We start from the raw sequence: 22,170 nt of genomic DNA on the forward strand, positions 1-22,170 counted from the left end.
GGTCAGCGGCGCTTGCCCTTCTTGTCGTCCTTCACGTGGCCGCGGAAAGTACGCGTCATAGCGAACTCGCCGAGCTTGTGTCCGACCATCGACTCAGTGATGAACACTGGGATGTGCTTACGTCCGTCGTGCACAGCGATCGTGTGGCCGAGCATGTCCGGCACGATCATGGAACGGCGGGACCACGTCTTGATGACGTTGCGGGTACCTGCTTCGTTCTGGTTCAGGACCTTCACAAGAAGGTGCTGATCAACGAAGGGGCCCTTCTTAAGGCTGCGTGGCATCTAAGAGCTCCTATCGCTTGTTCTTGCCAGTGCGGCGACGGCGCACAATGAGCTTGTCGCTGGACTTGTTAGGACGGCGCGTGCGGCCTTCCTTCTTACCGGCTGGGTTGACTGGGTGACGGCCACCGGAGGTACGGCCTTCACCACCACCGTGTGGGTGGTCAACCGGGTTCATGGAGACACCGCGAACGGTTGGGCGTACGCCCTTCCAGCGCATGCGGCCAGCTTTACCCCAGTTGATGTTGATCTGCTCAGCGTTACCGACTTCGCCGACGGTTGCGCGGCAGCGTACGTCAACGTTGCGGATTTCGCCGGATGGCAGACGCAACTGTGCGTACTTGCCTTCGCGGGCTACCAGCTGAGCGGATGCACCAGCGGAACGAGCCATCTTGGCGCCGCCACCTGGGCGGAGCTCGATCGCGTGCACAACGGTACCCACTGGGATGTTGCGCAGCGGCAGGTTGTTACCTGGCTTGATGTCAGCGTTCGGGCCGGACTCGACGCGGTCGCCCTGCTTGAGACGTTCCGGCGCTACGATGTAGCGCTTGGTGCCGTCCACGTAGTGCAGCAGTGCGATACGGGCGGTGCGGTTCGGGTCGTACTCGATGTGCGCGACCTTCGCCGGTACGCCGTCCTTGTCTGCGCGACGGAAGTCGATCAGTCGGTACTGGCGCTTGTGTCCACCACCCTTGTGACGGGTCGTGATGCGGCCGGTGTTGTTACGGCCACCGGTCTTGTGCAGCGGGCGGAGAAGGGACTTCTCTGGCGTGCTGCGCGTAATTTCTGCGAAGTCGGCAACGGACGCGCCACGAAGGCCCGGCGTTGTCGGCTTGTATTTGCGAATTGCCATTTATTGTTCCTCGTTAAAGTGGTCTCCGGTTGCCTTAGGCGACCGGACCGCCGAAGATGTCGATGGTGTCATCGCCCTGGAGGGTGACGATCGCGCGCTTGGTGTTCTTGCGCTGTCCCCAACCGAAACGGGTACGCGTACGCTTACCCGGGCGATTGCTGGTGTTGACCGATGCAACCTTGACGCCGTAGATCTCCTCTACTGCAGCCTTGATTTCGGTCTTGTTCGAGCGTGGGTCCACCAGGAAGGTGTACTGACCCTCGTCGATCAGGTTGTAGCTCTTCTCCGAAACGACCGGAGCGACGATCACGTCGTGGGCCGTGCGACGGTTGATGTTAGTCACTTGGCGTCCTCCTTACCGGTGAAGGCGTCGAAGGCAGCCTTCGTGAAGATGACGTCATCAGCGCGGAGCACATCGTAGGTGTTGAGCTGGTCCGCGAACAGGGCGTGAACGTTCTCAAGGTTACGCACGGACAGAGCTGCGACGTCGTTGGCGCGTTCAAGCACCACGAGCAGGTTCTTCCGGGTCGTGAGGGACTTGAGGTTTTCGCGTGCCTGCTTGGTCGACGGGGTGTCGCCCGTGATGATGTCCTCTACGACGTGGATGCGATCGTGGCGGGCACGATCGGTGAGGGCGCCGCGCAGTGCAGCCGCCTTCATCTTCTTAGGGGTGCGCTGGGAGTAGTCGCGTGGCACTGGGCCGTGTGCGATACCACCGCCGCGCATCTGTGGCTCGCGGATGGAGCCCTGACGTGCACGGCCGGTCCCCTTCTGGCGGAACGGCTTGATGCCGGAGCCGGAGCGTTCAGCGCGGGTCTTGGTCTTGTGCGTACCCTGGCGGCGTGCTGCCTCTTGCGCAACAACTACCTGGTGCAAGAGAGCAACGGAGGCCTCGGTATCGAAGATCTCTGCTGGGAGATCAACCTTTACGGTTTTGATAGCCATTGGTTAGGCTCCCTTCACTGCAGTGCGAACCAGGACAACCTGGCCACGCGGACCTGGGACTGCGCCCTTGATGAGCAGGAGGTTGTTTTCTGCGTCAACACCGTGAACCGTGAGGTTCAGGGTGGTCTGACGCTCAACGCCCATGCGGCCCGGAAGCTTCTTGCCCTTGAAGACGCGACCTGGGGTCGACGCCTGGCCTACGGAGCCTGGCTTGCGGTGGTTCTTGTGCTGACCGTGGGATGCGCCTGCGCCGGAAAAGCCGTGGCGCTTCATTGCACCTGCGAAGCCCTTACCTTTGGTGGTTCCGGTGATGTCTACCTTGGAACCGGCTTCGAACTGTTCGACGGTCAGTTCCTGACCGAGTTCGTAGTCTGCGGCGTCAGCGGTACGTACTTCAGCTACGTGGCGGCGTGGGGTCACGCCTGCGGCCTTGAAGTGGCCAACGAGTGGCTTAGTGACCTTGGTTGGGTCTACCTGGCCGTAGCCGATCTGGATCGCGGTGTAGCCGTCGCGCTCTTCGTTGCGCAGCTGGGTGACGACGTTAGCGTCAGCCTTGACGACGGTGACCGGGATCAGGTTGTTGTCTTTATCCCAGACCTGGGTCATGCCGAGCTTCGTGCCCAGCAGGCCCTTGATGTTGCGGCTTGCGGTCATAGTTATCTCAGCACCTCCCTATTAAAGCTTGATTTCGATGTTGACATCCGCTGGCAGGTCGAGGCGCATGAGCGAATCGACGGCCTTTGGAGTTGGATCCACGATGTCGATGAGGCGCTTGTGGGTGCGCATCTCGAAGTGTTCGCGGGAGTCCTTGTATTTGTGTGGGGAGCGAATCACGGTGAACGTGTTCTTCTCCGTTGGCAGCGGCACTGGGCCGACGACGGTTGCGCCGGCACGAGTGACGGTATCCACGATCTTGCGTGCGGAGGTGTCAATGACTTCGTGGTCGTATGACTTCAGCCGGATGCGGATTTTCTGTCCCGCCATGCTGTCTTCCTTACGTTGTTAGCACTGTTATTGATGTGTGCCTCACGGGTCACAGCGGTGGCAGCTAGTTCCAGGAAGGTCTGGTTCTCTATGCGCTTGCTGTAACCGGCACGCCCGGTTGCGAGCCAAATCCTAAATACTTCAGGGTTCCTTGCCTCGGCCGAGCTCCGATCCACGCACTCGGGCGTGTCTTCACCGGTGTGGTGTTATCCGCCGTCATTTGTGCAGGGACCGTGTTGGCATCTTGGTTCTAGGCCCAAAAAGCCAACTTATCTAGTGTGGCACATCCTGTGTTGATTCACAAAATAATGTGATGGGCTCAACGTCGGTTGCCTCATTTCGGGTGTGGGCGGCGGGGACGCGAAAGGGGTCCGACTCCCCTTGCGGAGAATCGGACCCCTTTTCGTTATGGCGTTTCGTTATGGCTGATTCACATCATGTCGATGTGGCCTGCGCCAGATCAGTAAGACGGGTCTTACTTGATGATCTTGGTGACGCGGCCGGAACCAACGGTGCGGCCACCCTCACGGATAGCGAAGCCGAGGCCCTCTTCCATAGCGATTGGCTGGATGAGCTCGACGGTCATCTCGGTGGTGTCACCTGGCATAACCATCTCGGTGCCCTCTGGGAGGGTAATAACACCGGTCACGTCAGTCGTACGGAAGTAGAACTGTGGGCGGTAGTTCGAGTAGAACGGGTTGTGGCGGCCACCCTCGTCCTTGGAGAGGATGTACACGTTTGCCTCGAACTCGGTGTGTGGGGTGATCGAGCCTGGCTCGACAACAACCTGACCGCGCTCAACGTCTTCACGCTTGAGACCGCGGAGCAACAGACCACAGTTCTCGCCAGCCCATGCTTCGTCGAGCTGCTTGTGGAACATCTCGATACCGGTAACGGTGGTCTTCTGCAGTGGGCGCAGACCAACGATCTCAACCTCGGAGTTGAGCTTGAGGGTACCGCGCTCTGCACGGCCGGTAACAACGGTACCGCGACCGGTAATGGTGAAGACGTCCTCGATTGGCATCAGGAATGGCTGATCCTTCTCGCGGACTGGGTCTGGGATGTACTCGTCAACAGCGTTCATGAGCTCCATGATGGAGTCAGCCCACTTCTCGTCGCCCTGCAGCGCCTGGTAAGCGGAAACGCGGATGACTGGAGCCTCGTCGCCGTCGAAGCCCTGGGAGGACAGAAGTTCGCGAACCTCCATCTCAACGAGGTCGAGGAGCTCTTCGTCGTCAACCATGTCGCACTTGTTGAGTGCAACGAGCAGGGCAGGAACGCCAACCTGGCGTGCCAGCAGAACGTGCTCGCGAGTCTGAGCCATTGGGCCGTCGGTAGCAGCAACCACGAGGATTGCGCCGTCCATCTGAGCAGCACCGGTGATCATGTTCTTGACGTAGTCAGCGTGGCCTGGAGCGTCAATGTGTGCGTAGTGACGCTTCTCGGTCTCGTACTCCACGTGGGAGATGGAGATGGTAATACCGCGCTGGCGCTCTTCCGGAGCGGAGTCAATGTTTTCGAAGTCATAGCCGACGTTGGTGTCAGACGGGAAGCGGTCTGCCAATACCTTCGAGATAGCGGCGGACAGCGTCGTCTTGCCGTGGTCAACGTGGCCGATGGTGCCGACGTTTACGTGCGGCTTAGAGCGGTCAAACTTTGCCTTTGCCACAGATTCCTCCTAGAACTGTTTTCAGCAAACTTCCTACTGCTCACTCTTTTGGTGAGCAAGCTATCAATCAGTTTACTGATGGCGTGTTGGTTTATGAAAATTCAGCGGGATCCAGTGAGATCTGCCTCACCTTAGCGGTGATCCCTGTTCGTCCGCCGGCCAGCCTGTAAAGCTGCTCCGGCGGTGAACGAGTGGGCGGTACTACTCGCGGCAGTGCCGCCCACTCGTTCTACCCACAGGAATTACTCGCCGCGGGACTTCTGGATGATCTCGTCCGCGACGCTCTTCGGCACCTCGGCGTAGCTGTCGAAGACCATCGAGTACACGGCGCGGCCCTGCGTACGGGAACGCAGGTCGCCGATGTAGCCGAACATCTCCGAAAGCGGAACCTGAGCCTTGACGACGCGAACGCCCTGAGCGTCATCCATCGACTGGATGGAGCCGCGGCGGGAGTTCAGGTCACCGATGACATCGCCCATGTACTCTTCTGGGGTGCGGACCTCAACGGCCATGACCGGCTCGAGCAGAACCGGGTTGGCACGCTTCATGGCTTCCTTATAAACCTGGGAGCCTGCGATCTTGAACGCCATTTCAGACGAGTCAACATCGTGGTATGCACCGTCGAGCAGGGTTGCCTTGACGCCGACCATCGGGTAGCCAGCCAGGACACCGAGTTCCATGGCTTCCTGGATACCCTGGTCAACGGATGGGATGTATTCGCGTGGAATACGGCCACCGGTGACGGCATTCTCAAACTCGTAGATGGTGTCGCCTTCGACCTCGAGAGGTTCGAAAGTGACCTGGACCTTTGCGAACTGGCCGGAACCACCGGTCTGCTTCTTGTGGGTGAAGTCGACCTTCTCCACGGTGCGGCGGATGGTTTCGCGGTATGCAACCTGTGGCTTACCGACGTTCGCTTCAACCTTGAATTCGCGCTTCATGCGGTCGACGAAGACGTCGAGGTGCAGCTCGCCCATGCCGCCGATTTCGGTCTGGCCGGTTTCGTCGTTAAGAGAAACGGTGAAGGTTGGGTCTTCAGCGACGAGCTTCTGGATCGCGTTGGAGAGCTTCTCCTGGTCGCCCTTGGTCTTCGGCTCGATAGCAACGAAGATCACTGGCTCTGGGAAGGTCATCGATTCGAGGATGATCGGAGCATCGGATGCGCACAAGGTGTCACCAGTGGTGGTGTCCTTGAGGCCGATGACCGCGTAGATGTGGCCTGCTACGATCTCTTCGACTGGCTGTTCCTTGTTCGCGTGCATCTGGAACATCTTGCCGATGCGTTCGCGCTTACCCTTGGTCGAGTTCAGGATCTGAGCACCGGATTCGAGGCGGCCCGAGTAGACGCGGATGAAGGTCAGGGTGCCGAAGAATGGGTGGGATGCGATCTTGAACGCGAGAGCCGAGAACGGCTCGTCGACGGATGGCTTACGGGTCAGCTCAACCGTCTCGTCCTTCGGGTCGGTACCGTGCATCGGTGGAACGTCCAGCGGCGATGGCAGGTAGTCGACGATGGCGTCGAGGATTGGCTGAATGCCGCGGTTCTTGAACGCGGAGCCGCAGAAGACTGGGTAGGCTTCGTCGGCAACGGTCAGCTTGCGGATACCGGCCTTGAGCTCAGCTTCGGTGATTTCCTCGCCTTCGAGGTACTTCTCCATGAGCTCTTCGTCAGCTTCTGCGACGTCTTCGACGAGCTTTGCGCGGTATTCCTCAGCCTTGTCCTTCAGATCAGCTGGGATCTCTTCAGTGGTGTACTTCTGGCCGAGGGATACGTCACCCTTCGAATCAGCTTCCCACTTGAGAGCCTTCATGCTGACGAGGTCAACAACGCCAACGAAATCGCTCTCAGCGCCGATTGGCAGCTGCATCACGAGTGGCTTAGCGCCCAGACGGGAGACGATGGTTCCTACCGTGTGGTAGAAGTCAGCGCCCATCTTGTCCATCTTGTTGACGAAGCAAATGCGTGGAACGCCGTACTTGTCTGCCTGACGCCACACGGTCTCGGACTGCGGCTCAACGCCTTCCTTGGCGTCGAAGACAGCGACAGCGCCGTCGAGAACGCGCAGGGAACGCTCAACTTCAACGGTGAAGTCAACGTGGCCTGGGGTGTCGATGACGTTGATCTGGTTGTCATTCCAGTAAGCGGAGACTGCAGCGGAGGTAATGGTAATACCGCGCTCCTTCTCCTGCTCCATCCAGTCGGTCGTCGATGCACCGTCGTGCGTCTCGCCGAGCTTGTGGTTCACACCCGTGTAGAACAGGATGCGTTCCGTAGTAGTGGTCTTGCCCGCATCGATGTGGGCCATAATGCCGATGTTGCGGACCTTCTTAAGGTCGGTGAGCACGTCGAGTGCCACGGTGTCTCCCTTACGGTTGAGGTGTCAATACCCGGTGGCGAGGATCGCCACCGGGTAGAACGTGGATTACCAGCGGTAGTGAGCGAACGCCTTGTTGGCTTCCGCCATCTTGTGAGTATCCTCGCGGCGCTTGACTGCTGCGCCGAGGCCGTTGGAGGCGTCCAGGATCTCGTTCATGAGGCGTTCGGTCATGCTCTTCTCGCGGCGGACCTTCGAGAAGCCGACCAGCCAGCGCAGCGCGAGCGCAACCGAGCGACCAGGCTTGACCTCAACAGGGACCTGGTAGGTTGCGCCACCGACGCGGCGGGAGCGAACCTCAAGTGCAGGCTTGATGTTTTCGATGGCCTTCTTGAGGGTGGCTACCGGGTCGTTACCGGTCTTAGCCTGGGTGCCTTCAAGTGCGCCGTATACAATGCGCTCTGCGGTGGACTTCTTACCGTCTACGAGCACCTTGTTGATCAGCTGGGTGACCAGTGCGGAGCCGTATACCGGATCGTTGACAATTGGACGCTTGGGAGCTGGACCCTTACGAGGCATTACTTCTTCTCCTTCTTAGCGCCGTAGCGGGAACGGGCCTGGCCGCGGTCCTTGACACCCTGGGTGTCGAGTGCGCCGCGGACGATCTTGTAGCGGACACCTGGCAGGTCCTTCACACGGCCACCGCGAACGAGCACGATGGAGTGTTCCTGCAGGTTGTGGCCCTCACCTGGGATGTAGGCAGTTACTTCGGTGCCGCCTGCGAGGCGGACACGAGCAACCTTACGAAGCGCGGAGTTCGGCTTCTTAGGGGTAGTGGTGTACACGCGGGTGCACACGCCGCGGCGCATTGGGTTACCCTCAAGCGCCGGGGTCTTCGACTTGTTCTTGTGTGGAGCGCGACCCTTGCGCACCAGCTGCTGAATTGTAGGCAATCTATGTCCTTACGTTGCTGATCGGACTGTCCGCTTGCCCACCCGGTTGCCTCACTATGTAAAGCGCGGCGGGCGATGCGTGCGGTTATCGTTTTCTCGCGATCTCTAAACCGCTTGGTCCGAGGCGTGCGAAAGTGTGGAGTACGTCATTCAACCTGCGAACGACACGGACTGAGTCCACTTCTCCACACGAAAACTCTGATCATCCACTATATCAGCATTTTCGTTCTCGCCACAATCTGCACGTTCGCGGCCGCCAGGCCCTTATCCGCAAGCGTGCACGCCACAAGAGTGCCAGCGCCGCCCCAACGCCGCCACAACACAACATGGCCGGACCATAAACAGCTCTTAACGCCGATGCGGCGGGCACCTCCCCTACGGAAGGCACCCGCCGCATCGTACTTGGTCTCAGCTAACCGGTGATTCGTCACCAGCCAGCGAGGCTAGAGATCAGTTGAAGTCCTGACCGAAGTTGCCGTACTCCTCCATCGAGATCGCGGAGAACTCGCCGCCGAACGCATCCATCCCCTGATAATCGAAACCAGAGAAAGCGGATGGGCCGGAGTAGAAGGAAGCCTTCGCTTCCTCAGTCGGCTCAACATCAACCTGGGTGTAGCGATCCAAGCCAGTACCGGCAGGGATCAACTTACCGATGATGACGTTCTCCTTCAGACCCAACAGCGGATCAGACTTAGCCTCCATAGCGGCCTGAGTCAGAACGCGCGTGGTCTCCTGGAAGGACGCGGCGGACAGCCACGACTCGGTAGCCAGCGAAGCCTTGGTGATACCCATGAGCTCGTCACGGCCCGATGCCGGGCGGGCACCTTCAGCGACAGCCTTACGGTTAGCGGCCTGGAAGACCGCACGGTCAGCCAGCTCACCAGGAAGCAGATCCGTGTCACCCTGGTCAATCACGGTGATGCGGCGCAGCATCTGGCGAACAATAACCTCAACGTGCTTATCGTGAATACCCACACCCTGAGACTGGTACACAGCCTGAACCTCACGGACCAGGAACTTCTGTGCCTCACGCGGGCCAAGAACACGCAGAACCTGCTTCGGGTCAATAGCACCCGCAGCCAGCTGCTGGCCAACGTCCACGTGATCGCCTTCCTCAACCAAGAGGCGGGAACGACGCAGAACAGGGTAGGCCTCTTCCTCAGAGCCATCATCCGGGGTCACGATAACGCGCAGGGCGCGCTCGGTGTCCTCGATCGAGACACGACCAGCAACCTCGGTGATCGGCGCCAAGCCCTTAGGCGTACGCGCCTCAAAGAGCTCCTGAATACGAGGCAGACCCTGGGTAATATCGCCAGACTCAGCAACACCACCCGAGTGGAAGGTACGCATCGTCAACTGGGTACCAGGCTCACCAATCGACTGAGCCGCAACAATACCCACGGCCTCACCGATATCAACGAGCTTGCCGGATGCCAGCGAGCGGCCGTAGCACAACGCACACGTACCAACCGCGGAATCACACGTCAGAACCGAACGGACATTGACCTCGTCAATACCGGCATCGAAGAGGCGCTGAATCAGGACATCGCCCACGTCCTCGCCGGCCTCAGCCAACAGCTCACCGTTGGCGTCCACAACATCCTTGGCAAGGGTGCGGGTGTACGCCGAGTTCTCGACCGTCTCATGCAGAGTACGGACACCGTTGACCTCATCCGCGATAGCGACCTTAAGGCCACGGCGGGTACCACAGTCATGCTCACGCACGATGACGTCCTGAGAAACGTCAACCAGGCGGCGCGTCAAGTAACCCGAGTTAGCGGTCTTCAACGCGGTATCCGCAAGACCCTTACGGGCACCGTGAGTAGCGATGAAGTACTCAAGAACCGTCAAACCTTCACGGTAGGAAGACTTGATCGGGCGAGGAATAATCTCACCCTGCGGGTTCGACACCAGACCACGAATACCGGCAATCTGGCGCAACTGCAGCCAGTTACCGCGAGCACCGGAAGTCACCATGCGGTTAATGGTGTTGTACTTCTCCATGCCCTCCTGCATCTTGGAGGCAACCTCCTCGGTGGCCTGAGTCCAGATGTCAATGAGTTCGGTACGGCGCTCATCATCAGCGATCAGACCCATCTCAAACTGAGTCTGAACCTTCTGAGCACGCTCCTCATACGGGGCCAGGATCGCGGCCTTGTCCATGTGAGAGGTCACGTCAGAGATCGCAACCGTGACACCCGAGCGGGTGGCCCACTCGAAGCCCTTGTCCTTGAGGTTATCGAGGGTACGAGCAGTATCGACCTTCGGGTAACGCTCAGCGAGGTCATTCACGAGGTCACCCAAGGTGCCCTTGGTAGCGACCTCAGCGAACCACGGATAGTCCTCAGGCAACGTGTCATTGAACAAGGCGACACCCAGAGTGGTCTCCAGAAGCGCCGGCTTGCCTTCAACCCAACCCTCAGGGGCAGGCTGCGAAGCCGACGGAACAAAGTTATCCACCGCAATCGTGCAGACCGCGTTCAGATCAAGCTCGCCCGCATCGAACGCCATGATCGCTTCAGCAACAGAAGAGAAGCTACGACCCTCACCAACAACACCCTCACGGCGGGTAGTCAAGTGGTTCAAACCGATGATCATGTCCTGCGCAGGCAACGCAACCGGGCGGCCATCCGAAGGCTTCAGAATGTTGTTCGAAGACAACATCAGGATGCGCGCCTCAGCCTGAGCCTCAGGGCTCAACGGCAAGTGCACAGCCATCTGGTCACCATCGAAGTCAGCGTTGAACGCTGCACACGCCAGTGGGTGCAACTGCAGAGCCTTACCCTCAATGAGCTGCGGCTCAAACGCCTGAATACCCAGGCGGTGCAGGGTTGGTGCACGGTTCAACAGAACCGGGTGCTCAGCGATGATCTCTTCAAGAACATCCCACACCGCAGGGCGGAAACGCTCAACCATACGCTTAGCTGCCTTGACGTTCTGAGCGTGGTTCAGATCAACCAGGCGCTTCATCACGAACGGCTTAAACAGCTCAAGCGCCATCTGCTTAGGCAGACCACACTGGTGCAGCTTCAACTGCGGACCAACCACGATGACCGAACGGCCAGAGTAGTCAACACGCTTACCCAGCAGGTTCTGACGGAAACGACCCTGCTTACCCTTGAGCATGTCAGACAGCGACTTCAGCGGGCGGTTACCCGGGCCAGTCTGCGGGCGGCCACGGCGACCGTTGTCAAACAACGAGTCAACCGACTCCTGCAACATGCGCTTCTCGTTGTTCACGATGATCTCTGGAGCGCCCAGATCCATGAGACGCTTCAAGCGGTTGTTGCGGTTGATCACACGACGGTAGAGGTCGTTGAGGTCCGAGGTAGCGAAACGGCCACCATCAAGCTGAACCATAGGGCGCAACTCCGGCGGAATCACCGGAACAGCGTCAAGGACCATACCCTCAGGCGAATTATCGGTCGTCAAGAAAGCGTTAACAACCTTCAGACGCTTGATCGCGCGAGTCTTACGCTGACCCTTACCGGTAGCGATCACCTCACGCAGCGCCTCTGCCTCTTCCTCGAGGTTGAAGTTCTGCAGGCGCTTCTGGATCGCCTCAGCACCCATCAAGCCCTCAAAGAACAGGCCATACTTGGCGCGCATCGTGCGGAACAGCGACTCGTTACCTTCAAGGTCACCCACCTTGATGGTCTTGAAACGCTCCCACACCTCGGTGAGACGCTCAATCTCGGCGTCCGCATTCTTACGGACGTTCGCCATTTCCTTCTCAGCGGCGTCGCGAGCCTTCTTCTTCTCAGCAGCCTTAGCGCCCTCACCCTCAAGGCGAGCGAGCTCTTCCTCAAGCTCCTTAGCGATCTCAGCGATATCAGCGTCACGCGTGTTAGCGATGTTCTTGATCTCAACATCGTGAGCAGCCTGCAAGTTCGGCAGCTCCTCGTGACGGCGTTCCTCATCAACCGAGGTGATCATGTACGCCGCAAAGTAAATAACCTTCTCGAGGTCCTTCGGCGCCAAATCAAGCAGGTAACCCAAACGCGAAGGAACGCCCTTGAAGTACCAAATATGCGTCACAGGAGCAGCCAACTCGATGTGGCCCATACGTTCACGGCGAACCTTAGAACGGGTCACCTCAACGCCACAACGCTCACAAATAATGCCCTTGAAACGGACACGCTTGTACTTACCGCACGAGCACTCCCAGTCACGCGTAGGACCGAAAATCTGCTCACCAAACAAGCCATCCTTCTCAGGCTTGAGTGTGCGGTAGTTAATGGTCTCCGGCTTCTTAACCTCGCCGTAGCTCCATTCGCGGATCTGTTCAGCCGTAGCCAAACCAATACGCATCAATCCGAAAGTCGATTCGGTGGACATAAGTCCTTACTCTCTTTCGTCAAAAAATTGAAGTCTTCATCAGGTGGTTCACCAGCCCAGCAACACAACCAGACTGGACAAAGGTCCGTAGCCGGTGGCGGGCACCCCAGCCCGCCACCGCATCGAGCGCTACTTAGACCTCATCAACCGAGCTCGGCTCAACATTGGACAAGTTGATACCCAGCTCCTCTGCGGCCCGGAAGACTTCCTCGTCCGCATCGCGCATCTCAATCGTCTCGCCGTCGGTCGAAAGAACCTCAACGTTCAGGCACAGCGACTGCATTTCCTTCAACAGAACCTTGAAGGACTCCGGAACGCCAGGGGCAGGGATGTTATCGCCCTTGACGATGGCCTCGTAGACCTTCACACGGCCGTGGATATCATCCGACTTGACCGTCAGCAGCTCCTGCAGGGTGTATGCCGCGCCGTACGCCTCAAGCGCCCACACCTCCATCTCGCCGAAACGCTGACCACCGAACTGGGCCTTACCACCCAACGGCTGCTGCGTAATCATCGAGTATGGACCGGTCGAGCGAGCGTGGATCTTGTCATCAACCAAGTGGTGCAACTTGAGGATGTACATGTAACCCACGGAGATCGGCTCCGGGAACGGCTGGCCGGAGCGGCCATCGAACAGGGTCGCCTTACCGGAGTTATCGATCAGACGCTCGCCGTCACGGGACGGCAGAGTGTGGTCCAGCAGACCGCGGACTTCCTCTTCCTCAGCACCGTCGAAGACCGGGGTGGCAACCTTGATCGGAGCCTGCTCACGCGGCAGGTTCGGAAGGTTCTTGATCCACTCAGGTTCACCTTCGATGTTCCAGCCCTGGGATGCGGCCCACCCGAGGTGCAACTCCATGACCTGGCCCAGGTTCATACGGCCCGGAACACCCATTGGGTTCAGGATCACGTCGACCGGGGTACCGTCAGCCATGAACGGCATGTCCTCAACCGGGAGGATCTTGGAGATAACACCCTTGTTACCGTGGCGGCCAGCGAGCTTGTCACCAACGGTGATCTTGCGCTTCTGTGCAACGTAGACACGGACCAGCTGGTTCACACCTGGTGGTAGCTCGTCGTCATCGTCGCGATCGAAGATGCGGACGCCGATGACGGTACCGGACTCACCGTGCGGGATGCGCAGCGAGGTGTCACGGACTTCGCGGGACTTCTCACCGAAGATCGCGCGCAACAAGCGCTCCTCCGGGGTCAGTTCGGTTTCACCCTTAGGTGTTACACGACCCACGAGGACGTCGCCGGCCTCTACCTCAGCGCCGATGTGGATGATGCCGCGCTCATCGAGCTGCGAAAGCACTTCCTCGGACACGTTCGGGATGTCACGGGTGATCTCTTCAGCGCCGAGCTTGGTGTCACGGGCATCGACCTCGTATTCCTCGATGTGGATCGAGGTGAGGACGTCGTCGGAGACCATGCGCTCGGAGAGGATGATCGCGTCCTCGTAGTTGAGGCCTTCCCAGGACATGAACGCAACGAGGAGGTTCTTACCGAGCGCGAGCTCGCCCGCCTGGGTTGCTGGGCCATCAGCAATGAGGGCCTGAGCTTCCAGCCGGTCCCCTTCCGTGACAACGACCTTCTGGTTGTAGCCGTTGCCCTGGTTGGAGCGGGCGAACTTCATGATCGGGTAGTTCGTCTGCGTGCCGTCATCGTTCATGACGGAGACGAGGTCAGCCGAAACACTTGTGACAACGCCTGGCTTCTTCGCCAGAACCGCGTCACCGGAGTCAACCGCGAGGTACTTCTCCATACCGGTACCCACGATTGGGGAATCCGGCTCCAGGAGCGGAACGGCCTGACGCTGCATGTTCGCGCCCATGAGCGCGCGGTTGGCGTCATCGTGTTCGAGGAACGGAATCAGCGCGGTCGCTGCGGAAACCATCTGGCGTGGCGAGACGTCCATGTAGTCGATCTCGTTCGGAGCGACCAGGACTGGTTCGCCGCCGCCACCGCGTTCACGGCAGAGAACGAGGTCTTCTTCGAAGGTGCCGTCTTCTGCCAGCGGCGCGTTTGCCTGCGCGATCTGGTATTCGAGCTCTTCGTCTGCGGTCAGGTAATCGACGTGCTCGGTCACCACGCCGTCAACAACGCGACGGTACGGGGTTTCGATGAAGCCGAAGGAGTTGATGCGACCATAGGTTGCGAGCGAGCCGATCAGGCCAATGTTCGGGCCTTCCGGGGTCTCGATCGGGCACATGCGGCCGTAGTGAGACGGGTGAACGTCACGGACTTCCATGCCTGCGCGGTCACGGGAGAGACCGCCTGGGCCCAGAGCCGAGAGGCGGCGTTTGTGGGTCACGCCAGCCAGTGGGTTGTTCTGGTCCATGAACTGCGAGAGCTGGGAGGTTCCGAAGAACTCCTTGATCGCAGCAACCACCGGGCGAATATTGATCAGGGTCTGCGGGGTGATCGCCTCGACGTCCTGGGTGGTCATACGTTCACGTACAACGCGCTCCATACGGGACAGGCCGGTGCGGACCTGGTTGTCGATCAGTTCGCCGACCGCGCGGATGCGGCGGTTGCCGAAGTGGTCGATGTCATCGACGTTGATCGGGATGTCGGTCTCTTCGCCCTTGCGTACACCCTTGATGGTGCGCTCGCCTGCGTGGAGGGCGACTATGTAGCGGATCATCGCTACGATGTCGGCCTCGGTCAGAACGGAGGACTCTGGGGTGTCCATCGGCATGTCCATGCCGAGCTTGCGGTTGAGCTTGTAGCGGCCCACCTTAGCGAGGTCGTAGCGCTTCGGGGTGAAGTACATGTTCTCAAGCAAGTTGCGTGCCGCTTCAACGGTCGGCGGCTCGCCTGGGCGCAGCTTGCGGTAGATGTCCAGCAGCGCTTCTTCCTCGGTGTGGACGGTGTCCTTCTCGAGGGTGATGCGGATCGACTCGTAGTCGCCGAACTCTTCGAGGATCTGGGATTCGGTCCAGCCGAGGGCCTTGAGCAGTACCGTCACGGACTGCTTGCGCTTACGGTCGAGGCGGACACCGACCTGGTCGCGCTTATCGATTTCGAGCTCGAACCAGGAACCACGGGATGGGATGATGCGCGCGGAGTAGATGTCCTTATCGGAGGTCTTGTCTGGGGTGCGCTCGAAGTAGGCACCTGGGGAACGGACCAGCTGGGACACAACGACGCGCTCGGTTCCGTTGATGATGAACGTTGCGTTGTCGGTCATGAGCGGGAAATCGCCCATGAAGACCGTCTGCTGCTTGATTTCGCCGGTCTGGTTGTTCATGAACTCGGCACGCACGTAGAGCGGTGCCGAGTAGGTGGCGTCGCGGTCTTTGGCTTCCGCGATCGTGTACTTAGGGTCCGCGAATTCCGGCTCGGAGAAGCTCAGGGACATGGTGCCCTGGAAGTCTTCGATGGGTGAGATCTCTTCGAAGATCTCGGCAAGCCCTGGTACTCGTGGGACGCTGGTGTCCCCTGTTTCTTCTGCCTTCGCTACGCGCTGCTGCCAGCGTTCGTTACCGATGAGCCAGTCGAACGATTCGGTCTGCAGTGCCAGCAGATCGGGAACGTCGAGGGGCTCGTGGATTTTCGCGAAGGAGATGCGGCCCGCTGCGGCGGCGGTACGAGCCGATGTAGCGGTTGAGTTCTGAGAGGTGCTCGAGGCGACCAAAGGTTTTCCTTCCACAGACCGTCATGTTTCCGGGTGCGGCTTTGCCCTCGCTATGCGTATTCTCTATGCGTTGACTAGCTGGTGAGACTAGGAATTCGCGTGAGGTTGTAAACGCCTGATGAGACGTTAAAACATCGACCCACCGCTATATGAAGGTCGATGTAACAGGACAAGAAGAGCCGCAACGATCCATCTTAGCGCAGTTCGTCAAGCGTGTCGAATAGTATTTTGAGCTCGCGTGCGTGATACCGGGCACGATGCCTGCCGGGCTTGCATGGCAAGCGCACCTTCGATCGTGAGATGCTGGTCACATTCGTGTGCGTTTTTCTTACGATGGAGGTTCATATGTCCGGTGGCGTGACTGGCGATTCCACCCCTGGTGGCTTGCAGGGCATGGCGGCTTTGAGCGGGCGCGACGCGGTGATCATTGGTGCCGCGCGTACGCCTTTTGCGCGTCTTTTGGGCGGGCTCAAGGATTTTTCTGCCGCTGCGCTGGGTGGGCGCGCTATCGAGGCCGCGCTCGGCAGGGCTGGGGTCGGCGCGGAGTGTGTCGAGGCCGTGGTGATGGGGCAGGCGGTTCAGGCTGGATGTGGGCAGAACCCCGCTCGGCAGGCAGCCCTTTCGGTTCCGGGCCTACCTGCATCCGCTTATGCTGAGACGGTCAACAAGGTGTGCCTTTCGGGGCTTTCGGCTGTGATTCACGCCGCCCGCCTTGTTCGCCTAGGTGAGGCTGATGTTGTGGTTGCTGGCGGGATGGAGTCAATGTCGAATGCACCTCATCTTTTGCCGGGCTCCCGCGCTGGCTGGAAGTACGGGGACGTAGCCGCGGTCGATTCGCTGGCTCATGATGGCCTCACGGATGCGGCTGATCAGGTATCGATGGGCTCGCTGACTGATGCCGGCAACGATGCTCGCGAGATTTCGCGGGCAGAGCAGGATGCGGTGGCCGCCGCCTCCCATCAACGAGCAGCTTCTTCCCATGAGCACCTGAAGCAAGAGATCGCCCCTGTTGAGTGGGAGGATCGCCGCGGCCGACAGCATACTGTCACTGAGGATGAGGGTGTGCGTGAGGATACGAACGCTGAGGCCTTGGCTCAGCTGCGACCGGCATTCTCGAAAGAAGGAACCATCACTGCCGGGAACTCCTCTCCCCTATCGGATGGAGCAGCGGCCGTGATCGTGACTTCGCGCATCTGGGCTGAACAGAACAACGCGACCATACTGGCGACCATCGGCGAGGCAGGCCAGGTTGCCGGGCCGGATAATTCTCTGCACTCCCAGCCAGCCCGAGCGATCAAGAGGGCCCTCGAACGTTCCGGCATCGATCAGGGCGCCCTCGATGTCATAGAAATCAACGAGGCTTTCGCATCCGTGTCCGCGCAGTCCCAACGCGAGCTAGGTGTGGACGCAGAGGACGTGAACGCATGGGGTGGCGCGATCGCCTTGGGCCATCCACTCGGGGCGAGTGGCGCACGCCTCATTGTGACAGCGTGCTACCAACTTGAGGAGAAAGGCGGAGGCACCGCGGCCGTCGCGCTGTGTGGCGGCGGAGGTCAAGGCGAAGCACTCTTGCTGCACCGCTAGTCTGCCGCCCCTACCTCCCCCCATCATCAGCCAGGGCCCTTAACAAAGTTTGGCCCGTGCCACCAAATGGTGACACGGGCCAAACATTCATTCACTGTGAGCGGCGCACTGTCACGCCGCGGCGAGTGAAAGGAAATTACTTGAGGGTGACGGTTGCGCCAGCGCCCTCGAGAGCTTCCTTAGCCTTCTCTGCATCTTCCTTGGAGACGCCTTCGAGAACAGCCTTAGGAGCGCCGTCAACGAGCTCCTTAGCTTCCTTGAGGCCTAGGGAGGTCAGGCCGCGAACTTCCTTAATAACGCCAATCTTCTTATCGCCAGCGGCTTCGAGGATGACGTCGAATTCGGTCTGCTCTTCAGCGCCGCCTGCGGCACCGCCTGCAGCAGGAGCTGCAGCAACAGCAGCTGCGGTGACGTCGAAGGTCTCTTCGAACTGCTTAACGAACTCGGAGAGTTCGAAGATGGTCATTTCCTTGAACGCGTCAAGGAGCTCTTCGGTGGTGAGCTTCGCCATAGTGGCGTCCTTTCGTCGATGCGGAGGCTTTGCTCCGCGTAAAAGCTTGTCGGTTGAAACTGTTGGGCTCAAGCGTCCCGCGCCGCAAACGGATGTTGCGGGACAACGGATGCTACGGAACCGTGACTACTCTGCAGCTGGGGCTTCGGCGGTTTCGCCGGCCTCTTCGCGCTTGAGACGCAGCGCATCGATGATGCGTGCAGCAGCGGATGCTGGTGCCTTGAGGACACCGGCAACACGAGCCAGCTGGTGTTCGACGGACTCGAGAGCAGCAAGATCCTTGATCTGCTCAGCGTCCATCTTCTGGCCGTCGTAGTAGCCGCCCTTGATGATGAGCTTCTCGTGGTCCTTAGCGAAATCGGTGAGGCTCTTAGCGGCTGCAACTGCATCTCCGCGTACAAACGCGATAGCAGTTGGGCCGTTGAGCATGCCCTCGAATGCGTCGACACCGGCGTTCTTAGCAGCGATCTCGGTCAAGGTGTTCTTGACGACTGCGTACTTGGTGTCTGGGCCCATGGAGCGGCGAAGCTCCTTGAGCTGTTCCACGGTGAGCCCACGGTATTCGGTCAGGACTGCAGCCGAGGACTCCTCGAAGTCCTTGGTGATCTCCGCTACGGCGATCTCCTTGACGTTCTTAGCCATGACACTCCTTCCGGGGTTCTAAGATGGTTCATCCCGGTTGGTTGCCCCGAAAAGCAAAATAGCCCTGGCACATAGGCACAGGGCTACACGGTGAACATCGACGGCGCTGATCGCCTCGGTTCGTGAAGAATCTGTCCCTACGTGGGCTGCCCTGCAAGTGCGGGAACCTTCGATGAGCGCACGCGCCCATAACCAACGGTCTTTGGTACAGCGTCCAGTCTAACGCAATGGATCACGATGCGCCAATCGGCAGACGCCGGTAGCGCAACCAGCCAGCACTCTTCCCGATCAGCGCTCCCCGCGATGCGCCACCAGGGCCCGTATCCCTAGCTTCAGGCTAGAGGGGCACAGCATTAAACACATTGTCCCCGGCCATTCGCATGACCGGGGACAACGCTATGTTTCGTCGGCGACTAGCCGCGTGGTGCTAGCTGCGGACAGTGACGGTTGCTGGGTCCAGTGGAACGCCAGGACCGAAGGTCGTAGCCAGGGTGGCCTTCTTGATGTAGCGGCCCTTGGAAGCGGATGGCTTCAGGCGGTTGATTTCCTCAACAGCAGCCTTGAAGTTCTCTTCCAGAGCGTTCTGGTCGAAGGAAGCCTTACCAACGATGAAGTGGAGGTTGGAGTGCTTATCAACGCGGAAGTCGATCTTACCGCCCTTGATGTCACCAACAGCCTTAGCAACGTCCATGGTGACGGTGCCAGTCTTAGGGTTTGGCATGAGGTTACGCGGGCCGAGGATCTTACCGAGGCGGCCGACCTTACCCATCATGTCTGGGGTGGCTACTGCGGCGTCGAAGTCGGTCCAACCGCCCTGGATCTTCTCCATGAGGTCATCGGAACCAACGAAGTCTGCGCCAGCTTCACGAGCTGCGTCAGCGTTCGGACCAGCAGCGAAGACCACTACGCGGGCGGTCTTACCGGTGCCGTGTGGGAGGTTCACGGTGCCGCGAACCATCTGGTCAGCCTTACGAGGGTCAACCGAAAGGCGGAATACAGCCTCAACGGTTGCGTTACCCTTCGAAGCGCTCGTGGTCTCCTTGATCAGAGCCAGAGCCTCTTTCGGCTGGTAGAGCTTGCCGTCTTCAATCTTGGCGGCTGCTTCCAAATATGCTTTGCTGCGCTTTGCCATCTGCGTCTTTTCTCCTTGTGCAGTTGTGGTACCCGGGCCGCGCTCGACCCTTCCCACTCCCCTTCACGGGGCATGATGCTTATATCTGTAACGGGTTCAGTCCACGCTCACACTATGTGTTTGGTTCGCGTGTTTGAACCGCGCGCCACACGCGAGGGCGTGTAGCGAGAAGCGCGATTACTTCTCGACCTCGATACCCATCGAACGGGCGGTGCCTGCGATGATCTTGGACGCAGCGTCAACGTCGTTAGCGTTGAGGTCCTTCATCTTGTATTCAGCGATTTCCTTGACCTGATCCTTGGTGAGCTTACCCACCTTGTCAGTGTGTGGAACGCCGGAGCCCTTAGCAACGCCAGCTGCCTTCTTGATCAGCTGGGACGCTGGTGGAGTCTTGGTGATGAAGGTGAACGAGCCATCTTCAAAAACCGTGATCTCTACTGGGATGACGTTACCGCGCTGGGATTCGGTCTCAGCGTTGTAAGCCTTGCAGAACTCCATGATGTTGACACGGTGCTGGGCAAGTGCCGGGCCGATTGGTGGGGCCGGGTTTGCCTGACCTGCCTGAATCTGGAGTTTGATCAGGCCAGTGACCTTTTTCTTCGGAGCCATGTATGGTCCTTCTCTCTCAAACTTCACCCTCGCACAGGAGCGTACGAGGGCCGGTTGGTCGCCGTGGCGCGGCGACCGGATCGTCGGTCCCGGCTAAGCGAGCCGGGGCGACGAAAACTTTTGTGTTGTCTATGTAGCCCGCTTGGACTAGTTGACTTTGGTGACCTGGTTGAACTGCAGCGTGACCGGGGTTTCGCGCTCGAAAATGGAAACCAGGACCACGAGCTGGCGGGTTTCGAGCTTGACCTCGGAGATGGTTGCTGGCATCGATTCGAAGGGGCCGTCGTTGACGATGACGGCCTCGCCAACCTCGAAGTCTGCCTTGACCTCTGTGACAGGAACCTTTGCTTCTTTACCGGTCTCTTCGGCTTCCGCTTCAACCTCGATGGTGTGCTCGAGCATCGAGTACACCTCGTCAAGGCTCAACGGGGTTGGGTCATATGCGTTTCCGACAAAGCCGGTCACGCCTGGGGTGTGGCGTACAGCACCCCAGGATTCATCCGTCAAGTCCATGCGGACCAACACATAGCCCGGGATGCGGACGCGACGAACTTTTTTAGAAACCGTATTCTTCACGACAACGGCTTCTTCCATTGGAACCTGGATCTCGTAGATGTAGTCCTCCATATTCAGGGTCTGAATACGGGTTTCCAGGTTGAGTTTCACGCGGTTCTCGTAGCCTGCGTACGAGTGGATGACGTACCAGTGGCCCGGTTGCCGACGTAGTTTCGAACGGAACTTGCGACGCAGTTCGGTGAGCTCATCGGTTTCGGCTGCAGCATCGCTGTCCGCATCCTGGGCAGCGTCGACGGAGGCGTCGACGGTCGAGTCAACCTCGGTGCGTGGTTCTGACTCGTTAGCTTCCAGTTCCTGCTCGGACACTCGCTCCTACTTTCTGCTTGGTGCGCTCTGCGGCTGACCGCGCCCGGTTGCGCGCGGCTCATTCGAGCGTAGTTATCGGGTAAACGACCAGACGGCGACCTTACCGAACACGAAATCCAGCAGACCCACCATGATCATGACGATGACAACGAACATGAGTACAACAAACCAGTAGTTAACCAGTTCCTTGCGGGTTGGTGAAACAACCTTGCGCAGTTCCTGGATTACCTGGGCAAAGAACAGAGAGATCGCACCGAAGAAGCCGCGCTTCTTGCGTTGTGCCGTGGTTTCCGTCACTGGTTCACCTTCCGATCTGCACGTGTCAGATCCTTCGCTCAGATCCCTTACTCAGATCTCTTGCTGAAACAACATGGCCCCGCGGCCCCGATCCTGGGGTGCGGGGTCCACGCCGTCATCGCCGGGCGTTTGCCCAAACGCAGGGCAGACAGGACTCGAACCTGCAACCTACGGTTTTGGAGACCGTTGCGCTACCAATTGCGCCACTGCCCTATGAGCCGTGTCCACCGATTTTAGCCACCCACCTAAGCGCGCTGATCCGCAAACGGTGAACACCGAATGTCCAGTCTATACCGAACACGCGCGATAAGTCGAACTCATGCGCTCAGTACACACCACAGACAGTTACCTATGAGTACACCGTGCACTCTCGATGCACCCCTCATGCAGTTACTGAGGATCGTATAAGAAGTGCGAGTTAGGTCTTCCCAATAGATTTATTCACGTCTACGGTTGATGCACCGTGAGCGATCCACAGTGCTCCCTCCCCGAACACGAAAGACGATCATAGTGACTTTATCCACACCGCGCCCTC

The 22,170-nt window shown here is 59.2% G+C and carries 20 protein-coding genes and 1 tRNA gene; 1 reads left to right on the forward strand and 20 read right to left on the reverse strand.

Annotated elements, in window-relative coordinates:
* Nucleotides 1-2: 2 nt before the first annotated feature.
* The 13 genes from rpsS to HMPREF3160_RS00170 form a co-directional block, all read right to left on the reverse strand.
* Nucleotides 3-284 (reverse strand): 30S ribosomal protein S19, encoded by a 282-nt coding sequence (gene rpsS, locus HMPREF3160_RS00115; protein WP_035758039.1) that lies wholly within the window; start codon nt 282-284, stop codon nt 3-5.
* A 10-nt stretch (nt 285-294) separates the two neighbouring features.
* Nucleotides 295-1,134 (reverse strand): 50S ribosomal protein L2, encoded by an 840-nt coding sequence (rplB, locus tag HMPREF3160_RS00120; protein WP_035758037.1) that lies wholly within the window; start codon nt 1,132-1,134, stop codon nt 295-297.
* 34 nt (nt 1,135-1,168) lie between these two features.
* Nucleotides 1,169-1,477, reverse strand: coding sequence for a 50S ribosomal protein L23 (rplW, locus tag HMPREF3160_RS00125; RefSeq protein ID WP_035758034.1), 309 nt, complete (start codon nt 1,475-1,477; stop codon nt 1,169-1,171).
* Nucleotides 1,474-2,079 carry a 50S ribosomal protein L4 gene (gene rplD / locus HMPREF3160_RS00130; RefSeq protein ID WP_035758031.1) on the reverse strand — a complete coding sequence of 202 codons (606 nt, stop codon included), beginning with the start codon at nt 2,077-2,079 and terminating at the stop codon, nt 1,474-1,476. The genes rplW and rplD overlap by 4 nt, the downstream gene beginning before the upstream one ends.
* A 3-nt stretch (nt 2,080-2,082) precedes the next feature.
* Complete coding sequence (gene rplC, locus HMPREF3160_RS00135; protein WP_035758030.1) at nt 2,083-2,733, reverse strand: 50S ribosomal protein L3; 651 nt, start codon at nt 2,731-2,733, stop codon at nt 2,083-2,085.
* A 21-nt stretch (nt 2,734-2,754) separates the two neighbouring features.
* A complete protein-coding gene (gene rpsJ / locus HMPREF3160_RS00140; RefSeq protein ID WP_035758027.1) occupies nt 2,755-3,063 on the reverse strand; it encodes a 30S ribosomal protein S10 in 309 nt (102 codons plus the stop codon).
* 475 nt (nt 3,064-3,538) lie between these two features.
* Nucleotides 3,539-4,732 (reverse strand): elongation factor Tu, encoded by a 1,194-nt coding sequence (tuf, locus tag HMPREF3160_RS00145; protein WP_070506333.1) that lies wholly within the window; start codon nt 4,730-4,732, stop codon nt 3,539-3,541.
* Nucleotides 4,733-4,974: 242 nt separating this feature from the next.
* The gene (gene fusA, locus HMPREF3160_RS00150) at nt 4,975-7,089 is read right to left on the reverse strand and encodes an elongation factor G (protein WP_035758022.1); all 2,115 of its coding nucleotides are present in this window, start codon (nt 7,087-7,089) and stop codon (nt 4,975-4,977) included.
* Nucleotides 7,090-7,155: 66 nt separating this feature from the next.
* Nucleotides 7,156-7,626: a 30S ribosomal protein S7 gene (rpsG, locus tag HMPREF3160_RS00155; RefSeq protein ID WP_035758019.1), complete on the reverse strand. Its 471-nt coding sequence runs from the start codon at nt 7,624-7,626 to the stop codon at nt 7,156-7,158.
* Entirely contained in the window at nt 7,626-8,000 is a 375-nt protein-coding gene (gene rpsL, locus HMPREF3160_RS00160; RefSeq protein ID WP_035758017.1) for a 30S ribosomal protein S12, read from the reverse strand. Before rpsL ends, rpsG begins: the two co-directional genes overlap by 1 nt.
* A gap of 209 nt (nt 8,001-8,209) precedes the next feature.
* The gene (locus HMPREF3160_RS09755) at nt 8,210-8,431 is read right to left on the reverse strand and encodes a hypothetical protein (RefSeq protein ID WP_070490812.1); all 222 of its coding nucleotides are present in this window, start codon (nt 8,429-8,431) and stop codon (nt 8,210-8,212) included.
* A gap of 19 nt (nt 8,432-8,450) precedes the next feature.
* Entirely contained in the window at nt 8,451-12,338 is a 3,888-nt protein-coding gene (locus tag HMPREF3160_RS00165; protein WP_070506336.1) for a DNA-directed RNA polymerase subunit beta', read from the reverse strand.
* Nucleotides 12,339-12,471: 133 nt separating this feature from the next.
* Nucleotides 12,472-15,978, reverse strand: a complete 3,507-nt coding sequence (locus HMPREF3160_RS00170) for a DNA-directed RNA polymerase subunit beta (RefSeq protein WP_070490817.1) — start codon at nt 15,976-15,978, stop codon at nt 12,472-12,474.
* 393 nt (nt 15,979-16,371) lie between these two features.
* On the opposite strand from HMPREF3160_RS00170, the gene HMPREF3160_RS00175 reads away from it, so the two are divergent.
* Nucleotides 16,372-17,562, forward strand: a complete 1,191-nt coding sequence (locus HMPREF3160_RS00175; protein WP_070506366.1) for an acetyl-CoA C-acyltransferase — start codon at nt 16,372-16,374, stop codon at nt 17,560-17,562.
* A gap of 136 nt (nt 17,563-17,698) precedes the next feature.
* On the opposite strand, the gene rplL is transcribed toward HMPREF3160_RS00175, so the two are convergent.
* From rplL to HMPREF3160_RS00210, 7 genes are all read right to left on the reverse strand, one after another.
* Nucleotides 17,699-18,073: a 50S ribosomal protein L7/L12 gene (rplL, locus tag HMPREF3160_RS00180; RefSeq protein WP_035758013.1), complete on the reverse strand. Its 375-nt coding sequence runs from the start codon at nt 18,071-18,073 to the stop codon at nt 17,699-17,701.
* Nucleotides 18,074-18,199: 126 nt separating this feature from the next.
* Nucleotides 18,200-18,715, reverse strand: coding sequence for a 50S ribosomal protein L10 (gene rplJ, locus HMPREF3160_RS00185; protein ID WP_035758011.1), 516 nt, complete (start codon nt 18,713-18,715; stop codon nt 18,200-18,202).
* 427 nt (nt 18,716-19,142) lie between these two features.
* Nucleotides 19,143-19,847: a 50S ribosomal protein L1 gene (gene rplA / locus HMPREF3160_RS00190; RefSeq protein ID WP_035758009.1), complete on the reverse strand. Its 705-nt coding sequence runs from the start codon at nt 19,845-19,847 to the stop codon at nt 19,143-19,145.
* A 177-nt stretch (nt 19,848-20,024) separates the two neighbouring features.
* A complete protein-coding gene (rplK, locus tag HMPREF3160_RS00195) occupies nt 20,025-20,456 on the reverse strand; it encodes a 50S ribosomal protein L11 (protein WP_035758007.1) in 432 nt (143 codons plus the stop codon).
* 147 nt (nt 20,457-20,603) lie between these two features.
* Nucleotides 20,604-21,338 (reverse strand): transcription termination/antitermination protein NusG, encoded by a 735-nt coding sequence (gene nusG, locus HMPREF3160_RS00200; protein WP_070490189.1) that lies wholly within the window; start codon nt 21,336-21,338, stop codon nt 20,604-20,606.
* A 72-nt stretch (nt 21,339-21,410) separates the two neighbouring features.
* Nucleotides 21,411-21,635: a preprotein translocase subunit SecE gene (gene secE, locus HMPREF3160_RS00205; protein WP_035758003.1), complete on the reverse strand. Its 225-nt coding sequence runs from the start codon at nt 21,633-21,635 to the stop codon at nt 21,411-21,413.
* Nucleotides 21,636-21,775: 140 nt separating this feature from the next.
* Nucleotides 21,776-21,848: transfer RNA gene (locus tag HMPREF3160_RS00210), tRNA-Trp, on the reverse strand.
* Between the last annotated feature and the right edge of the window lie 322 nt (nt 21,849-22,170).

It is taken from the genome of Arthrobacter sp. HMSC06H05, from assembly GCF_001807395.1.
In the GTDB taxonomy this organism is placed as follows: Bacteria; Actinomycetota; Actinomycetes; order Actinomycetales; family Micrococcaceae; genus Pseudoglutamicibacter; species Pseudoglutamicibacter albus.